Source organism: Streptomyces sp. NPDC058880 (genome assembly GCF_042742535.1).
GTDB lineage: Bacteria > Actinomycetota > Actinomycetes > Streptomycetales > Streptomycetaceae > Streptomyces.
In genome coordinates this window covers 48,787-62,667 of sequence record NZ_JBHYMC010000001.1, presented here as the reverse complement: position 1 = coordinate 62,667, position 13,881 = coordinate 48,787, and the positions used below count along the sequence as shown (strand labels likewise).

The 13,881-nt window shown below is 73.7% G+C and carries 13 protein-coding genes; 7 read left to right on the top strand and 6 right to left on the bottom strand.

Annotated elements, in window-relative coordinates:
• Window positions 1-52 precede the first annotated feature (52 nt).
• Window positions 53-388, bottom strand: coding sequence for a hypothetical protein (locus ACFW2G_RS00260; protein ID WP_037922254.1), 336 nt, complete (start codon window positions 386-388; stop codon window positions 53-55).
• A 295-nt stretch (window positions 389-683) separates the two neighbouring features.
• Between ACFW2G_RS00260 and ACFW2G_RS00255 the strand changes: the two genes are divergently transcribed.
• From ACFW2G_RS00255 to ACFW2G_RS00240, 4 genes are all read left to right on the top strand, one after another.
• On the top strand, window positions 684-1,625 hold the full coding sequence (locus ACFW2G_RS00255) for an aldo/keto reductase family oxidoreductase (RefSeq protein WP_384450569.1): 942 nt from the start codon (window positions 684-686) through the stop codon (window positions 1,623-1,625).
• A 135-nt stretch (window positions 1,626-1,760) separates the two neighbouring features.
• Entirely contained in the window at window positions 1,761-1,934 is a 174-nt protein-coding gene (locus ACFW2G_RS00250; protein WP_157840251.1) for a hypothetical protein, read from the top strand.
• A 159-nt stretch (window positions 1,935-2,093) separates the two neighbouring features.
• On the top strand, window positions 2,094-3,143 hold the full coding sequence (locus ACFW2G_RS00245; RefSeq protein ID WP_384450566.1) for an AI-2E family transporter: 1,050 nt from the start codon (window positions 2,094-2,096) through the stop codon (window positions 3,141-3,143).
• Between the two features lie 31 nt (window positions 3,144-3,174).
• The gene (locus ACFW2G_RS00240) at window positions 3,175-5,202 is read left to right on the top strand and encodes a prolyl oligopeptidase family protein (RefSeq protein WP_384583432.1); all 2,028 of its coding nucleotides are present in this window, start codon (window positions 3,175-3,177) and stop codon (window positions 5,200-5,202) included.
• A 68-nt stretch (window positions 5,203-5,270) separates the two neighbouring features.
• Here the strand turns inward: ACFW2G_RS00240 and ACFW2G_RS00235 are convergent, their stop codons facing one another.
• Window positions 5,271-7,121 carry a glycoside hydrolase family 15 protein gene (locus ACFW2G_RS00235; protein ID WP_384583435.1) on the bottom strand — a complete coding sequence of 617 codons (1,851 nt, stop codon included), beginning with the start codon at window positions 7,119-7,121 and terminating at the stop codon, window positions 5,271-5,273.
• A gap of 337 nt (window positions 7,122-7,458) precedes the next feature.
• On the opposite strand from ACFW2G_RS00235, the gene ACFW2G_RS00230 reads away from it, so the two are divergent.
• Window positions 7,459-8,244 carry a class I SAM-dependent methyltransferase gene (locus ACFW2G_RS00230; RefSeq protein ID WP_384583438.1) on the top strand — a complete coding sequence of 262 codons (786 nt, stop codon included), beginning with the start codon at window positions 7,459-7,461 and terminating at the stop codon, window positions 8,242-8,244.
• Between the two features lie 33 nt (window positions 8,245-8,277).
• On the opposite strand, the gene ACFW2G_RS00225 is transcribed toward ACFW2G_RS00230, so the two are convergent.
• Both ACFW2G_RS00225 and ACFW2G_RS00220 read right to left on the bottom strand, forming a co-directional pair.
• Window positions 8,278-9,267 carry an NAD-dependent epimerase/dehydratase family protein gene (locus ACFW2G_RS00225; RefSeq protein ID WP_384583441.1) on the bottom strand — a complete coding sequence of 330 codons (990 nt, stop codon included), beginning with the start codon at window positions 9,265-9,267 and terminating at the stop codon, window positions 8,278-8,280.
• Between the two features lie 78 nt (window positions 9,268-9,345).
• Window positions 9,346-9,852: a GNAT family N-acetyltransferase gene (locus ACFW2G_RS00220; RefSeq protein WP_384450553.1), complete on the bottom strand. Its 507-nt coding sequence runs from the start codon at window positions 9,850-9,852 to the stop codon at window positions 9,346-9,348.
• 182 nt (window positions 9,853-10,034) lie between these two features.
• On the opposite strand from ACFW2G_RS00220, the gene ACFW2G_RS00215 reads away from it, so the two are divergent.
• Window positions 10,035-11,465, top strand: coding sequence for an Ig-like domain-containing protein (locus tag ACFW2G_RS00215; RefSeq protein ID WP_384450551.1), 1,431 nt, complete (start codon window positions 10,035-10,037; stop codon window positions 11,463-11,465).
• A gap of 44 nt (window positions 11,466-11,509) precedes the next feature.
• Entirely contained in the window at window positions 11,510-12,208 is a 699-nt protein-coding gene (locus ACFW2G_RS00210) for an HAD family hydrolase (RefSeq protein WP_384583444.1), read from the top strand.
• A gap of 69 nt (window positions 12,209-12,277) precedes the next feature.
• On the opposite strand, the gene ACFW2G_RS00205 is transcribed toward ACFW2G_RS00210, so the two are convergent.
• Complete coding sequence (locus ACFW2G_RS00205; RefSeq protein ID WP_384450545.1) at window positions 12,278-13,432, bottom strand: PP2C family protein-serine/threonine phosphatase; 1,155 nt, start codon at window positions 13,430-13,432, stop codon at window positions 12,278-12,280.
• A gap of 20 nt (window positions 13,433-13,452) precedes the next feature.
• Window positions 13,453-13,830, bottom strand: coding sequence for a VOC family protein (locus ACFW2G_RS00200; protein ID WP_384583447.1), 378 nt, complete (start codon window positions 13,828-13,830; stop codon window positions 13,453-13,455).
• Between the last annotated feature and the right edge of the window lie 51 nt (window positions 13,831-13,881).

Genomic DNA, 13,881 nt, shown 5'->3' with positions numbered 1-13,881 from the left:
CTCCTCCGGCGGTGCGGGTGCGGTGCGGCGCTGCGCTGCGCCGCACCGCGCGTCAGCCCAGCGTCCAGGGCACGCGGCAGATGTGCGGAGCCGATCCCTGCGGGCACAGGGCGGTCGGCACGGCCTTGCGGACGGCCCGCCACGTCCGCAGGGAACACCGCAGGCGGACCTCCATGTCCACCGGCTGCCGTGTTCCGCTGCTCCGGCCGGGGTGCTCGATGCGCCACTGTTCCACCAGGAAGTCCAGCGAGTCGTCGTCCGCGTGCGCCACGCTCACGTCGAGGATCCGGGCCCGCCGGGAACCCGCGGCGTCCTCGACGAGCCCCTCGACCCAGGCCAGCCCCTGCTCGTCCGCGTACAGGCCCAGCCTCAGCAGCCGTCTCCTCATCCCACCGCTCCTTCGGGACGGCCGCCTCCGGCGCGGGCGCGGGCGGCACCCGTCGCCCGGTCGGGCGCGTCGAGTCCGTGGAGCCTGAAGCGGAGGGTCGCCACCGGCGGGCCGGTGCGGCGGGATGGTCCTCCGACGGAGCGGAGCACGTCGCTGTCCATGCCCCCAGCTTGGGGCCTGCCCTCACAGGAGCCACAACCGCCCCCTCCACCCGGACTGGCCCGCGGCCCCTCGCCCACGGCATGATCGGCACGACACGGCCCGGGGTGGCGTGGTGACGAACGAGGGTGTGGGCATGAGCGACGAAGACCGGGTGCTGTACGGGTGCATGGGCCTGGGCGGGAGCTGGGATCCACAGCCGTACGGGTCCGGGGACATCGATGCCGCCGAGGCGGCCGTCGAGGCTGCCCTCGACAGCGGGATCACCGCCTTCGACCACGCCGATATCTACCGGCACGGCAAGTCCGAGGCCGTGTTCGGCGAGGTCCTCAAGAGGACGCCGGGTCTGCGCGACCGGATCACCCTCCAAACGAAGTGCGGGATCCGGCTCGGCGACGAGCACCGCCCGGGCATGTACGACCTGCGCGGGGAGTCCATCACGCGACGCGTGGAGGAGAGTCTCACCCGGCTGCGGACCGACGTGATCGACGTCCTGCTCCTGCACCGGCCCGACCCCCTCGCCGATGTGGACGCCATCGCCTCCGCACTGGCATCCCTGCACCGGCAGGGCCTCGTGCGGCGCTTCGGGGTGTCCAACATGGGCGCGGCGCAGATCGCCCACCTCCAGGCCCGGCTGGACCAGCCGCTCGTGGTCAACCAGCTGGAGATGAGCCTGCACAGCCGGGACTGGGTGGAGGCCGGGGTCCTGCTCAACACCCCCGCGTCCACAGCAGGCGGTTTCCCCTTCGGGACCCTGGAGCACTGCCGCGACCACGGCATCCGCCTGCAGGCCTGGGGCGCGCTGGCCCAGGGCCGCTTCACCGGCCGCCAGCAGACGCCCGCCGAGACGGCCACAGCAGAGCTGCTGGCCGAACTGGCCCGCCGCAAGGGCACGACGCCCGAGACGGTCCTGCTGTGGTGGCTGATCCGGCACCCGTCGCGGATCGCACCGGTCATCGGCAGTGCGCGCCCCGACCGGATCCGTGCCTGCCGCGACGCGGCCCTGAGCGAACCCGACCTCACGCACGAGGAGTGGTACGCGCTCTGGGTCACGGCCCGCGGCGTTCCTCTGCCCTGACCTGACGGCGCCGCCGTTCCGTCGCGGCCATGTCATGCAGTAATCATCCGTACTTGTGGGTACTGCGGCCGAACGGCGCCGGATTTGATAGTTCTGGACAGGTCCGGTGTGAGAAACCTGCGGGAAGGACTGGGCATGTTCGATCTGCTGCGCCCGGAGACCGTCGTGTGCCCCTTCTGCAAGGCCACCGCCGCCGACGGCGCGGCGCGCACGCTGCGGACGGGCTCGGGCTCCCTCTCGGTGACCTGGCACGCCCTGAACTGCCCGCACTACGCGGCCGACCGGATCCTCGCCGAGAAGGAGGGCTGAGGGTCCGCACCCGACCCCGGGGGCCACACCGCCAGGCCTGCCTCCGCACCGCTCGGCCCGGCCACCCGCCCCGGCCACCCGCCCCGGCCATCCGCCCCGGACGGGCGAATCCGGGCCGCGGCGCGTGGTATCGCCGGCCCCGCGTGGCACCCATGGACCATGCCGCCGGTGTCCCCGTTCCTGCGTACGGCCGCGGCGTACGCCTGGCGCCTGCTGGTCGTCGGTGCCGCCGTCTACGCGGTCTTCGCCCTGCTCGGCCGCTTCCACGAGATCGCCGTCGCGGTCTTCCTCGGCCTCGTCGTCACCGCACTGCTGTGGGTGCCCACGCGGCGCCTGACCCGCGCCCTGCCCCGGGCGATCGCCGTCGCCCTGACCCTCATGGGCAGCGCGCTGCTCCTGCTGGGCGTACTGACCCTGGTCGGCGAGGCGGTGGCGGGGGAGAGCACGACCCTGGCCCGGGAGTTCCGGGAGGGACTGGCCAGCATCGAGGAGTGGCTGCAGAGACCGCCCTTCCGGCTGAACCCCGAGGCGCTCTCCGACGTCCAGTCCCGGATCGGCGAGTACCTCTCCAGTCACCGCTCCACGGTGCTCAGCCAGGCGGTCAGCGGGGCCGGGCGGCTCGTGCACGTCCTGACCGTCCTCGCGCTCGCGGTCTTCTGCTCGTTCTTCTTCCTCCACGGCGGCGACCGGCAGTGGGCGTGGTTCTGCGCACAGCTGCCCGAGACGGCCCGGGAGCGTGTGGCGATCGCCGGGCGCGCCGGCTGGCGCACCTTCACCGGGTACACCCGCGGGATCGTGGTCGTCGCGGCGACGAACGCGGTCCTCGTCGGGCTCGCCCTGTACTTCCTCGGCGTCCCGCTGGCCGTCCCGCTGGCCCTGCTGGAGTTCTTCGCGGCCTTCGTCCCCCTCGTCGGGTCACCAGTCGCGCTGGCGGTCGCCGCGGTGGTCGCCCTGGCCTCGAAGGGGCCGCTCGTCGCGGGGATCGTCGTCGCGCTGATCGTGGTCATCGGCCAGATCGAGGGACACCTGCTCCATCCGCTGGTGATGAGCCGCGCGGTCCGCCTGCACCCGCTGGTCGTGGCGATCTCGGTGGTCGCGGGCGCGATCGCCGCAGGCGTGGTCGGCGCCGTGGTCGCGGTCCCGCTGGTCTCCGTCGTCTGGTCGGTCCACTCTGCCCTGCGCGAGGCCCGGGGCACGGCCGACGAGTGACCACGCCCGCGGCTTCCTGCACAATCGCCTGATGAGCGATGACGACCCCTACCTGTGGTTGGAAGACGTATCCGGCGAGGAAGCCCTCGCCTGGGTCCGGGAGCGCAACGCCGAGACCGTGGGCGCGCTGACCGGCGCCCCCGGCTTCAAGGTGCTCGAGCAGGAGATGCGCGAGGTGCTGGACGACGACGGCCGGATCCCGTACGTCGTCCGCCGAGGCCCTCACCTCTACAACTTCTGGCAGGACGCCGACCACGAACGCGGACTGTGGCGGCGCACCACACTGGAGGAGTACCGCACCGACTGCCCGGCCTGGGAGGTCCTCCTGGACCTGGACGCGCTGGCCGAGGCCGAGGGGGAGAAGTGGGCCTGGGCCGGCAGCAGGGTCCTCGCCCCCGAGCACCGGCACGCCCTGGTCCTGCTCTCCCGGGACGGCGCCGACGCCTGCGTCGTGCGCGAGTTCGACCTGGAGGCCCTGGAGTTCGTCACGGACGGGTTCACGGTTGCCGAGGCCAAGACCCGGATCGGGTGGATCGACCACGACCGGGTCTGGATCGGTACGGACTTCGGTGCCGGTTCGATGTCCGCCTCCGGCTACCCGCTCCAGGTGCGCCGGTGGCACCGCGGCACCCCCTTGGAGGACGCCGAGCTCGTCTACCAGGGCCGCCCCGGCGACCTCTCGGCCTCCGGCTGGCACGACGACACCCCGGGCTTCGGGCGGGACTTCGTGCACCGGCAGATCGACTTCTGGAACCAGGAGCTGTTCCTCCTGCCCGAGGATCCCTGCGCCGCGCCCGTGAAAATCGACGTCCCGGACGACGCGAGCGCCTCCGTCCACCGGGAATGGCTGACCGTCACCACCAGGACGCCTTGGCTCGGCCACCCCGCGGGCAGCCTGCTGGCCTTCGACCTCCAGGCCTTCCTGGCCGGTGCGCGGCAGGCCGAGGTGCTGTTCACCCCGGACGAGCGCACCGCGCTCGCCGGATACAGCTGGACCCGCAACCACCTCGTCCTCGCCACCCGGGTCGACGTCTCCTCCGGCCTGGAGCTGCTCACCCCCGGGCCCGGCGGCTGGAGCCGCGCACCACTGCCGGGTCTGCCGCCGCTGTCCACCGCCTCGGTCACCTGCACCGACCCGGACGTCGGCGACGAGTACTTCCACCTCGTCACCGGCTTCCTCCAGCCCTCCACCCTCTACCGGGGCACAGCGGGCGAACAGGACGCCAGCGAGCCCGTCAAGCAGAGCCCCGCGCTGTTCGACACCGCAGGGCTCAGCGTGCGCCAGTTCTTCGCGACCTCCGCGGACGGCACCCGGGTGCCGTACTTCGTCGTCGGCCCCGAGGAGCGGTCCGGCCCCGGCCCCACCCTGCTCTACGGGTACGGCGGCTTCGAGATCTCCATGGTCCCGTCGTACAGCGCGGTCACCGGCCGCGCCTGGCTCGCGCGCGGCGGTACCTACGCCGTCGCCGGCATCCGGGGCGGGCACGAGTACGGGCCGGCCTGGCACCGGGCGGCGCTCGGCGCCCACCGGGTCCGGGCCTACGAGGACTTCGCCGCCGTCGCCCGGGACCTCGTCGCCCTGGACGTCACGACCCCGGCCCAGCTCGGCATCGAGGGTGGCAGCAACGGCGGCCTCCTCATGGGCGCGATGCTCACCCGCGAACCGGAGCTGTTCGGCGCGGTCGTCGCGCACGTGCCACTGCTCGACATGCTCCGCTTCCACAAGCTGCTCGCCGGCGCCAGCTGGATCGCCGAGTACGGCGACCCCGACGACCCGGCGGACCGGCTTCACCTGGAGGGCATCTCCCCCTACCACCGGATCCGGACGGACGGTCCCGCCTACCCGCCGCTGCTCCTGCTCACCTCGACCCGCGACGACCGTGTCCACCCGGGGCACGCCCGCAAGATGGCCGCCCGGCTGCGCGAGGCCGGCCATCCGGTGCTCTTCCACGAACACATCGGCGGCGGCCACGCGGGCGCCACCGACCACCGGCAGTCGGCCTTCAACGAGGCCCTCGTCCACACCTTCCTGTGGGAGCGGCTGGCCCCGCCGAAGTGAACGCCCAGCCGGGCACGCGCACACCGCGTGCCCGGCGCGACCGCGGCGCCCGGTCCGCCCCGGCGGCGTCAGCCCCCGGGGCCGCTCTCCTCCACGTGGTCGAGCTGCTCGTCCAGGGCGAGGGCCGCCGCGATCAGCGACAGGTGGGTGAAGGCCTGCGGGAAGTTGCCCAGCTGCTCGCCGGAGGGTCCCATCTCCTCGGCGAACAGGCCGACGTGGTTGGCGTAGGTGAGCATCTTGTCGAAGGCGTACCGGGCCTCATGCGGTTTGCCGGCCCGGGCCAGCGCCTCCACGTAGACGAAGCTGCAGAGGTTGAAGGTGCCCTCCGATCCTCGCAGCCCGTCCGGGGAAGCCTCCGGGTTGTAGCGGTAGACCAGGCTGTCGCTGACCAGTTCGCGGTCCATGGCGGCGAGCGTGCTGAGCCAGAGCGGGTCGGTGGGGGAGAGGAAACCGACCCGAGGCATGAGCAGGAGGGAGGCGTCCAGCACGTCGGTGTCGTAGTGCTGGACGAACGCCTGCTTGTCCGCGTTCCAGCCGCGCTCGACGATCTGCGCGAAGACGGTGTCGCGCACCCGCCTCCACCGGTCGACGTCGGCGGGGCGGGCGAAGGTGGAGGCGAGGCGGATCCCCCGGTCGAAGGCGACCCACGTCATGAGACGGCTGAAGGTGAAGTTCTGGCGGCCGCCCCGGGTCTCCCAGATGCCCTCGTCGGGACGGTCCCAGTTCTCGGCGAGCCAGTCGAGGACGCCGGCGTACGCCGTCCAGCCCTGGATGCCACCCATGTCGCGGGTCTGGGCCAGGGCGTCGGAGGCCTCGCCGTAGATGTCGAGCTGGATCTGGTCGGCGGCCGCGTTGCCCGCGCGCACCGGCTTGGAGCCCTCGTAGCCGTCGAGGTGGTCCAATATCTCCTCGGTGAGGCGGGCCTCGCCGTCGACGCGGTACATGATCTGCAGGGGTTCGCCCGACGCGGTGCCGCCGGCGGCGAGCCGGTCGAGCAGCCAGCGGCGGAAGGCGGAGGCCTCCTCGACGAACCCGAGGTCGATCAGGGCCCTGACGGAGAGGGAGGCGTCACGGACCCAGGTGAACCGGTAGTCCCAGTTGCGCTCGCCGCCGACCTGTTCGGGCAGCCCCATGGTGAGCGCGGCGATCGGCGCGCCGGTGGGCGCGTAGGTGAGCATCTTCAGGGTGATCGCCGAACGGTGCACGATGTCGCGCCAGCGGCCGCGGTAGGTGCAGGAGCGCAGCCAGGTGTGCCAGAAGCCGCGGCAGGCCTGCAGTTCGGCGCTGATCCCCTCGGCCGACAGCGGAGGTGGCATGGGGCCGTCGTCAGCGTCGCTGGTCAGCACCATGGCCGCCGCCTGCCCGGCCTCCAGGGTGAAGCGGGAGACGAGGTCCTCGCCGTCGCGCCGCAGCACGATGGGGCCGGCGGCGGTGGCGACCTGGAGGTGCAGCTTGGTGCCCGGACCCCGGAAGACCACCGACGTCCGGTCGAGCTCCTCGAACGTGTGGGGGGCGCGGCCGTAGTCGAACCGCGGGCGGCATTCGAGGTCGAAGTCCAGACGGCCCCGCACCACCCGCACCACCCGGACCAGACGGTGGCGCTCGGTGCGCGCGGTGGTGTTCAACGGCACCATGAAGTCGGCGACCTCGCCGACCCCGCAGGGCCCCATGTACCGAGTCACCAGCACGGCCGTGTCCGCCTGGTAGAGCTGACGCACCACGGCTCCCGGCTCGTGGGCGAGATCGGCCGCGAGCCGGCAGTAGCCCCCGCGCTCGCTGTCGAGCAGGGACCCGAAGAGGCTGGGGGAGTCGAACCGGGGGGTGCACCACCAGTCGACCGTTCCCCGCGAGGACACCAGCGCGGCGGTCTGGAGGTCGCCGATCATTCCGTGATCGGCGATGGGCGGGTAAGCGTTCACACGTGCCTCCCTCGCTCGGACCGGGATCCGGCACATGCCGACCGGCGCCTTCCCGGCCCGTGTCCCGGTGCCGCGACAGCCTGGGACCGCCCCGTCCGCGGCGTCCGGGCTGCCGCCGTGCTCCGTCACCCCCAGCGTGCACCGCGGCCGTGACCGCCGCACTTCCGGCGCGGGCCGGGAAACACCGGGCGGACGCCGCCGGAACGCAGGATGGCGGGAGAACGGCCCCCAGGGGTTCCGCGCGGACATCCGATCGGGGGATTCGCGGCCCACGGCGGCGGCGGAAGCCGCTCGGATGCACCACGATCGGCGGGTGCACTTCCGAAGGGAGGACCCCATGAGCACCCCGTTCGCGTCCGCCGCCCCCTACTACGCCCGCTACCGGTCCCCGTACCCGAGGGAGATCCACACGCTGCTCGCGGACCGCTTCGCGCTCGACGGATCCCAGACCGTGCTGGACCTCGGCGCCGGCCCCGGCACGCTCGGCCTGCCCCTGGCCTCCCTGGCCGACCACGTGTACGCCGTCGATCCGGAGCCGGCGATGCTCGCCGAGGGGACCCGGCTCGCCGAGGAGCGAGGCCTGACGAACATCTCGTGGCTGCGCGGCGACGCCGCCCGCGTCACCCGGCTGTGCCTGCCCCGGATCGACCTGTGCGTCATCGGCAAGGCGTTCCACCGGATGGACCGCGGCCGGCTGCTGGCCGACCTGGACGACGTGCTCGCGCCCCGGGGCGGGCTCGGCGTCGTCGTCTCGCTGCGCCGGCCCGGTGATCGGGGACCGGCCTGGCTGGCCGCCGTCGAAGAGGTACGCGAGCGCTTCCTGGGCCCCGGCATCCCCGGGCAGTCCGACCTCGACGACTGGGAAGACCTCGGCGACCTTCTCGCGAAGTCGCCGTTCTCCCGGGTCGAGACCCACCAGTGCGACCTGCTCGTCCGCCGCACGGTGGACGAGGTGATCGGCCTCCAGCTGTCCTTTCCCTCCTCCAGCCCGGCCGTGCTGGGCGACCGGATGGCCGCCTTCGAGGCGGAGCTGCGCCGGGCCCTGCTCGACCACGACCCCCGCGGCACGTACGCCCGGACCCTCCGCATCGGGGCCGCCGTGGCCACCAGGCCGCGGCGCTGAGCCCGCTCCGGCCCCCGGGGCGACCGATCCGGCTCAGCCGTCGAGCGCGGCGAGGAGTTCGCCTTCGCGGACGGCACTCAGCCCGGCTCGCCGGGTGCGGTCCAAGCCCTCGGAACGCTCCCACTCCAGGATGTCCGCGAGCATCTCCGCACGCGGCCGGTGCCGCAGCCCGGCCGCGTGCGCCGCGGCTCCGCTGCGGGCGCTGAAGCCCGCCCACTGCGGGTCCGGCAGCCACATGGCCAGCGACTCCGGCCCCATGAACGGAGCCACCCCCTGGTCCAGGAGCCACTGGGGGTCCGCCTCCACGACCTCCCCGGCGTGCCCGCCCACACGGCGCGACAGGGCGACCCACTCGTCGAACGGCACGACGGGCCCCACGGCGTCGAAGGTCCCGACCGTGCCCTTCTGCGCGAGGTCGAGCATCCAGCCCGCGAGATCGCGCACGTCCACCACCTGCGTCGGCAGCCCGGGGGAGCGCGGTACGAGCATCGGCCGATCCACCGCGCGGGCGGCTCGGGCCACCCAGTAGCCCGAGCGCCCCGTGTGGTCGCCGGGGCCGCCGATCAGGCCGGCCCGGGCGACCACCAGGCGGTCACCGACCGCCGCGCGCACCGCCGCCTCACAGGCGACCTTGGCCTCGCCGTAGTCCTCCCGTCCCACGTACTGCTGCTCGGTGGGTGCCAGCAGCGCGGCCGACTCGTCGGCGCCGACCGTGCCGTGGTCGGCGTAGGCGCTGGCGGACGAGACGTACGTCCAGTGCCGGGTCCGCTCCGCCAGTGCCACGAGCGCGTCGCGAACGAACGCAGGCTGCCACGACACCTCCAGCACGGCGTCCCAGTCGCGGTCCAGGAGCCCGGCGTAGGCGTCCGGGTCCTTCCGATCAGCCGTCACCAGCCGCGCCCCGGGCGCGACGTCACCGCTCTCGCCGCGCGCCAGACACGTGACACCGTGTCCGCGCTCCACCGCCTGCCGCGTGATCTCACGGCCCAGCCACGCGGTCCCGCCCAATATCAGGAGATCCATCGGCCCACCCCAGCACACTGCCGACCCGACCGCGACCCCGGTTCGCGGTCGGCGAAGAGCGGGGCGCGGGCCCGGGGGTCACAGGTCGCGGCGCATGCAGACACGCGGCCACCGGTCCAGGCCGTGTGCCGCCTCACGCGCCCGGATCTCCCGCAGGCCGGGAGTCAGCGTGGCCTCGCCGAGGGGACGGAAGCCGCAGCGGACGTAGTACGGCGCGTTCCAGGGGACTTCGGCGAAGGTGGTGAGCGTCAGCGCCGGCACACCCCCGCCCACCGCGACCGCCGCGAGGCGCTCCAGCAGGGAGCGGCCGATGCCCCGGCGGGAGTGGTCCGGGTGCACGGACACCTGCTCGACGTGGAGGTTACCGTCCACATGATCGGCGATCAGGTAGGCGACCGGGACGTCCGCCCCGTCCACCGCGACCCAGGCGAGGCCCGCCTCCCGGAAGGCGGCGAGCACGGCGAGCGGCGGCGGCTCGTCGTCCGCGATCTCGGGCATGCCGATGTCCCGGAAGCAGAGCCCCGCGGCCCTCTCGATGTCCTGGAGGGCGGTCAGTTCGTCCTGACGTACAGCGCGCACAGACATGGGGCCATTGTCCGTACGGAGCCGCGCGGGGGCACGCGGGTTTCCGCGGCCCCGTCCGGCCGTGTCCACCCCTTCGCGGACTGTGCTCCGTACGAGTTCACTTCGGGTGCCCGTTCGGCCCCAGGGCCGAGCGCGTGATCATCGGGTTGGCTCCTCATCGGTTTGATACGGCTATGCCACGAATGCGACGCACACGACCGACCACGACGTGGGGCGCGGTGGCTGCGGTGACGGGGGCCATGCTGGTCGTCGCCGCAGCGCCGGGACGGGGGCCCGATGCGGACACCGCGGACGCGACCTCGGCCGGCCCCCCGCGGGAAGCGGCGGTCACGCTGCTGGTGGGAAGGGTGCTGGAGGGGGCCCGCCAGGCCGGCGAAGGGCGGTGCGCGGCCCGGCTGTTCCGCACCCGGCTGTGCGACGGCTGGCAGGAGCAGAGGGTACGGGCCACGGCGCGCGGGGTGGGTTCCGTCCTGGAGGAGCCCGCCGTCGCCGGCGCCGCCTGGGCGCAGGCCCTGCCCACGGACTCCGGCGGGCCGCTGGAGATCGCCCTCACCGAACCGGGCCGCATCACGGACGTGACCGTCTCCGACGCGCACGGCCGCCACCTGTCCGGTGAACTCGGCCCGCACGGTGACCGCTGGCTGAACACCGAGTCGTTGCGCGCGGGGGAGGAGTACACCGTGCGGGTCGGCGCGCAGGACGCGGCCGGTCACCCGGTCGCGGTGACGATGGCCTTCCGGACCGCTCCGCCCGCGGACGGCGGCAGGCTGACCGTCGAGTTCGGGCCGCGCCCCGGCACGTACGGGGCCGGCGAGATCGTGACGGCCGCCCTCAGCCGCCCGGTACCCGCCGACGACCCGGTGGCGCGCGCCCGGCTGGAACAGGCGCTGGAGGTGACCTCGCAGCCGCACGTCGAGGGCGCCTGGCACTGGGTCGACGCCTCGACCCTGCACTTCCGGCCCCGCACCTACTGGCCCGCGCACGCGGTGGTCCGCGTCCGCAGCGGGCTGGACGGGGTCGAGGTCGGGGACGCCCACGGCGGCCCCTCCGAGGACCTGCGTTTCACCATCGGCGACCGGATCGAGGCCGTCACCGACTCCGCCACCCACCGGATGACCGTACGCCGCAACGGACGGGTCATCAGAACGATCCCGGTCACCACCGGAAAGGAGGGCTTCCGGACCCGCAGCGGCATCAAGGTGGTCCTGCGCAAGGAGTCCAAGGTCCGCATGCGCGGCGACACGGTCGGCATCGAGCGCGGCACCAAGGAGTTCTACGACCTGCCCGTCTCCTACGCGACCCGGGTGACGTGGAGCGGCGAGTACATCCACGCCGCGCCCTGGTCGGTCGAGGCGCAGGGCGAGGAGAACGTCAGCCACGGCTGCACGGGCATGAGCACCGAGAACGCTGCCTGGTTCTTCGAAGCGGTCCGCGAGGGGGACATCGTGGAGGTGGTCAACAGCGGGGGACCGCCGATGGCCCCCTTCGGCAACGGGTTCGGCGACTGGAACCTGGACTGGCGCGAGTGGCTCGCCGGCAGTGCGCTGGCCAACGTCGACGCCGCCGCGCCCCGTTCGCCGCTGGCCCCGTCCCGCCTGCACCCCACGACCTGAGCGCGGCCGCCCGGTGCCTGACCTGCCTGACCTACGATCACCACATGATCACAGGTGTGATGTTCGACTTCTCCGGCACGCTGCTGCGCATCGAGTCGACCGAGGACTGGCTCAGCGCGGGCCTGGCGGCCACCGGCGTCCGGCTGTCCGACGAGGAGTTCCGCGAGACGGCCGGAAGGCTCGCGGAGTACGGGGCCCTGCCGGGCGGCCGCCCGCCCCGGAAGGTCCCCGCCGACCTCGAAGCCCTGTGGCACGAAAGGGATGTGAGCGCCCGTCGGCACCGGGCGGCCTACCAAGGCCTGGCGCTGGCGGCCGGCCTCCCGGAGCCGGCGGCCGAGCTGGCCCGGGCGCTCTACGACCGCCACATGAGCCCGGCCGCCTGGCGGCCCTACCCGGATACCGCACCGACCCTGCGCGAACTGCGTCGCCGGGGCATCGCGGTGGCCGTCGTGAGCAACATCGGATGGGACCTGCGGCCGGTGTTCCGCGCACACGGCCTGGACGGACTGGTCGACGTCTACGTGCTCTCCTACGAGCTCGGCGTCCAGAAGCCCGACCCGCTGATCTTCCGGACGGCCTGTGACGGGCTCGGGCTGCCGCCGTCGAAGGTGTTGATGGTCGGCGACGACCGCACCGCGGACGGCGGCGCCGCCGCGCTCGGCTGCCCCGTGCACTTCGTCGAGCACCTGCCGGTCGAGCGGCGGCCGCACGGCCTGGCACCCCTCCTGGACCTGCTGGGGTAGCACTCCGGGCGCCGGCGGCGTTCCGACGGCAGGGCGGCGGCCCGACCGCGCAGGACGCCCGCGGAGCCGTCACCGCGCCGCCGCCTCCGGGGGCGGCCGGAGGCGGAGACGGGCGGCGAGTACGGCCACGTCGTCCTCGGCGTGCCGCGCGTCGAGGCCGGTGCAGACCCTGTCCACCACCTCCGGGGCCCCGCTGCCGGCGGGCATCCTCAGGGCCGCGAGCCGGGCCAGGGACGCGTCGATGTCCTCGCCGCGGCGCTCGACCAGCCCGTCCGTGTAGAGCAGGATCGTCTGGTCCGCGGTGAAGGGCAGGGCGACGGCCTCGTAGCCGCCGATGCCGGTGCCGAGCGGCGGGCCGACGGGCACGTCGAGGAGGGTCCCCGGGCCGTTCGCTGTGAAGGCCGCGGGCGGCAGGTGACCCGCGCTCGCGTACGCAGCCGTACGGCGGGCCGGATCGACCCGGACGAGGAGGCAGGTCGCGGGACGGCGGTCGTCCTCGGCGGCGGCCAGCGTGTCCAACTGGCGCAGCACGCGGTGCGGGGCGAGATCGGTGGAGGCCACGTCGCGCAGGGTGGAGCGGTAGGCGTTCATGTCGACGGCGGCCTCCAGGCCGTGGCCCATGACGTCCCCGATCACCAGTAGGGTGCGGCCGAAGTGGAGCCGTACGGTCTCGAACCAGTCGCCGCCGACGAGGGCGCGCGAGCCCATCGGCAGATAGCGGCTGGCGACTTCCAGGTTCGGGTGCGGCCGGCCGGGCTCGGCGACCAGGGCACGCTGGAGGTCGAGTGCGATCTCCTCGGTGGCCGCCAGCCGGCGGGCGTGCCCGACGTGCGCGCACGCCAGGCGTGCTGCGAAGCGCACGGTCGCCGCCTCGTCGGCGCCGAAGGCGGTGTCCGCGCGGGCCGCGAGCAGCCGTCCGTAGACCTCGCCCCGGCCGGCCAGGGGCACCGGGACGACGTGCGTGGAAGCGGGCGGACCGTGCGGAGGGTCGAGGAGGCCCGCCGTGTCGCCCGCGGCGGCGACCCGACCGCCCGGGCCGTTCCGGCCGCCGGTCAGCTCCACCGCCACGGCGTCGCACGGGCCGCTGACGAGGAACTCGGCGAGCTCCCGCCAGACCGCCACTTCGTCGGAGGACGTACCGATCCGGTCGACGGCCTCCTCCATGGCGCTCATCCGTGCCCGGGGGCCGTACGGGTCCGACGGGTCCGACGGGTCCGACGCCATGGTCCGGTGTCCTGCGCGGGTCAGCCGCCCGCCTCCAGCACGGACAGGACGTTCCCCGCCGGATCCCTGAACCAGGCGATCGGGGGGCCGCCTGCGGTGCGCGAGATGCCCTTCGGGTCCTGTCCGAAGCCGTCGTAGCGCTCGAAGGCCACACCGCGGGCGCCGAGGTCGTCGACGGCCCGGTCGATGTCGGGTACCGGGAAGTTCAGCACGGTGAAGGTGGCCGGGACGTGGTTCTCCTTGGGGTACACCAGCACCTCGGTGTCACCGCCGAGATGGAGGGACAGCATCCCGTTTTCCTCGGAGACCCGCAGGCCGAGGGTCGAGCCGTAGAACTCTCTGGCGGCGTCGATGCTGTCGACCGAAAAGCCGCTGAACGCCCTGCTGTCTCCCAGCATGGTCTTCCTCCGCCCGTCCCGACTCCGGCCGATGCGGCCCTGCCCGCCCTC

What these genes read in the sequence shown, in the direction of transcription:
- ACFW2G_RS00225 (WP_384583441.1), bottom strand. Translation starts at nt 9,267, where the DNA reads ATGGATCTCCTGATATTGGGCGGGACCGCGTGGCTGGGCCGTGAGATC.
- ACFW2G_RS00250 (WP_157840251.1), top strand. Translation starts at nt 1,761, where the DNA reads ATGTTCGATCTGCTGCGCCCGGAGACCGTCGTGTGCCCCTTCTGCAAG.
- ACFW2G_RS00230 (WP_384583438.1), top strand. Translation starts at nt 7,459, where the DNA reads ATGAGCACCCCGTTCGCGTCCGCCGCCCCCTACTACGCCCGCTACCGG.
- ACFW2G_RS00210 (WP_384583444.1), top strand. Translation starts at nt 11,510, where the DNA reads ATGATCACAGGTGTGATGTTCGACTTCTCCGGCACGCTGCTGCGCATC.
- ACFW2G_RS00220 (WP_384450553.1), bottom strand. Translation starts at nt 9,852, where the DNA reads ATGTCTGTGCGCGCTGTACGTCAGGACGAACTGACCGCCCTCCAGGAC.
- ACFW2G_RS00215 (WP_384450551.1), top strand. Translation starts at nt 10,035, where the DNA reads ATGCGACGCACACGACCGACCACGACGTGGGGCGCGGTGGCTGCGGTG.
- ACFW2G_RS00245 (WP_384450566.1), top strand. Translation starts at nt 2,094, where the DNA reads ATGCCGCCGGTGTCCCCGTTCCTGCGTACGGCCGCGGCGTACGCCTGG.
- ACFW2G_RS00200 (WP_384583447.1), bottom strand. Translation starts at nt 13,830, where the DNA reads ATGCTGGGAGACAGCAGGGCGTTCAGCGGCTTTTCGGTCGACAGCATC.
- ACFW2G_RS00255 (WP_384450569.1), top strand. Translation starts at nt 684, where the DNA reads ATGAGCGACGAAGACCGGGTGCTGTACGGGTGCATGGGCCTGGGCGGG.
- ACFW2G_RS00205 (WP_384450545.1), bottom strand. Translation starts at nt 13,432, where the DNA reads ATGGCGTCGGACCCGTCGGACCCGTCGGACCCGTACGGCCCCCGGGCA.
- ACFW2G_RS00240 (WP_384583432.1), top strand. Translation starts at nt 3,175, where the DNA reads ATGAGCGATGACGACCCCTACCTGTGGTTGGAAGACGTATCCGGCGAG.
- ACFW2G_RS00260 (WP_037922254.1), bottom strand. Translation starts at nt 388, where the DNA reads ATGAGGAGACGGCTGCTGAGGCTGGGCCTGTACGCGGACGAGCAGGGG.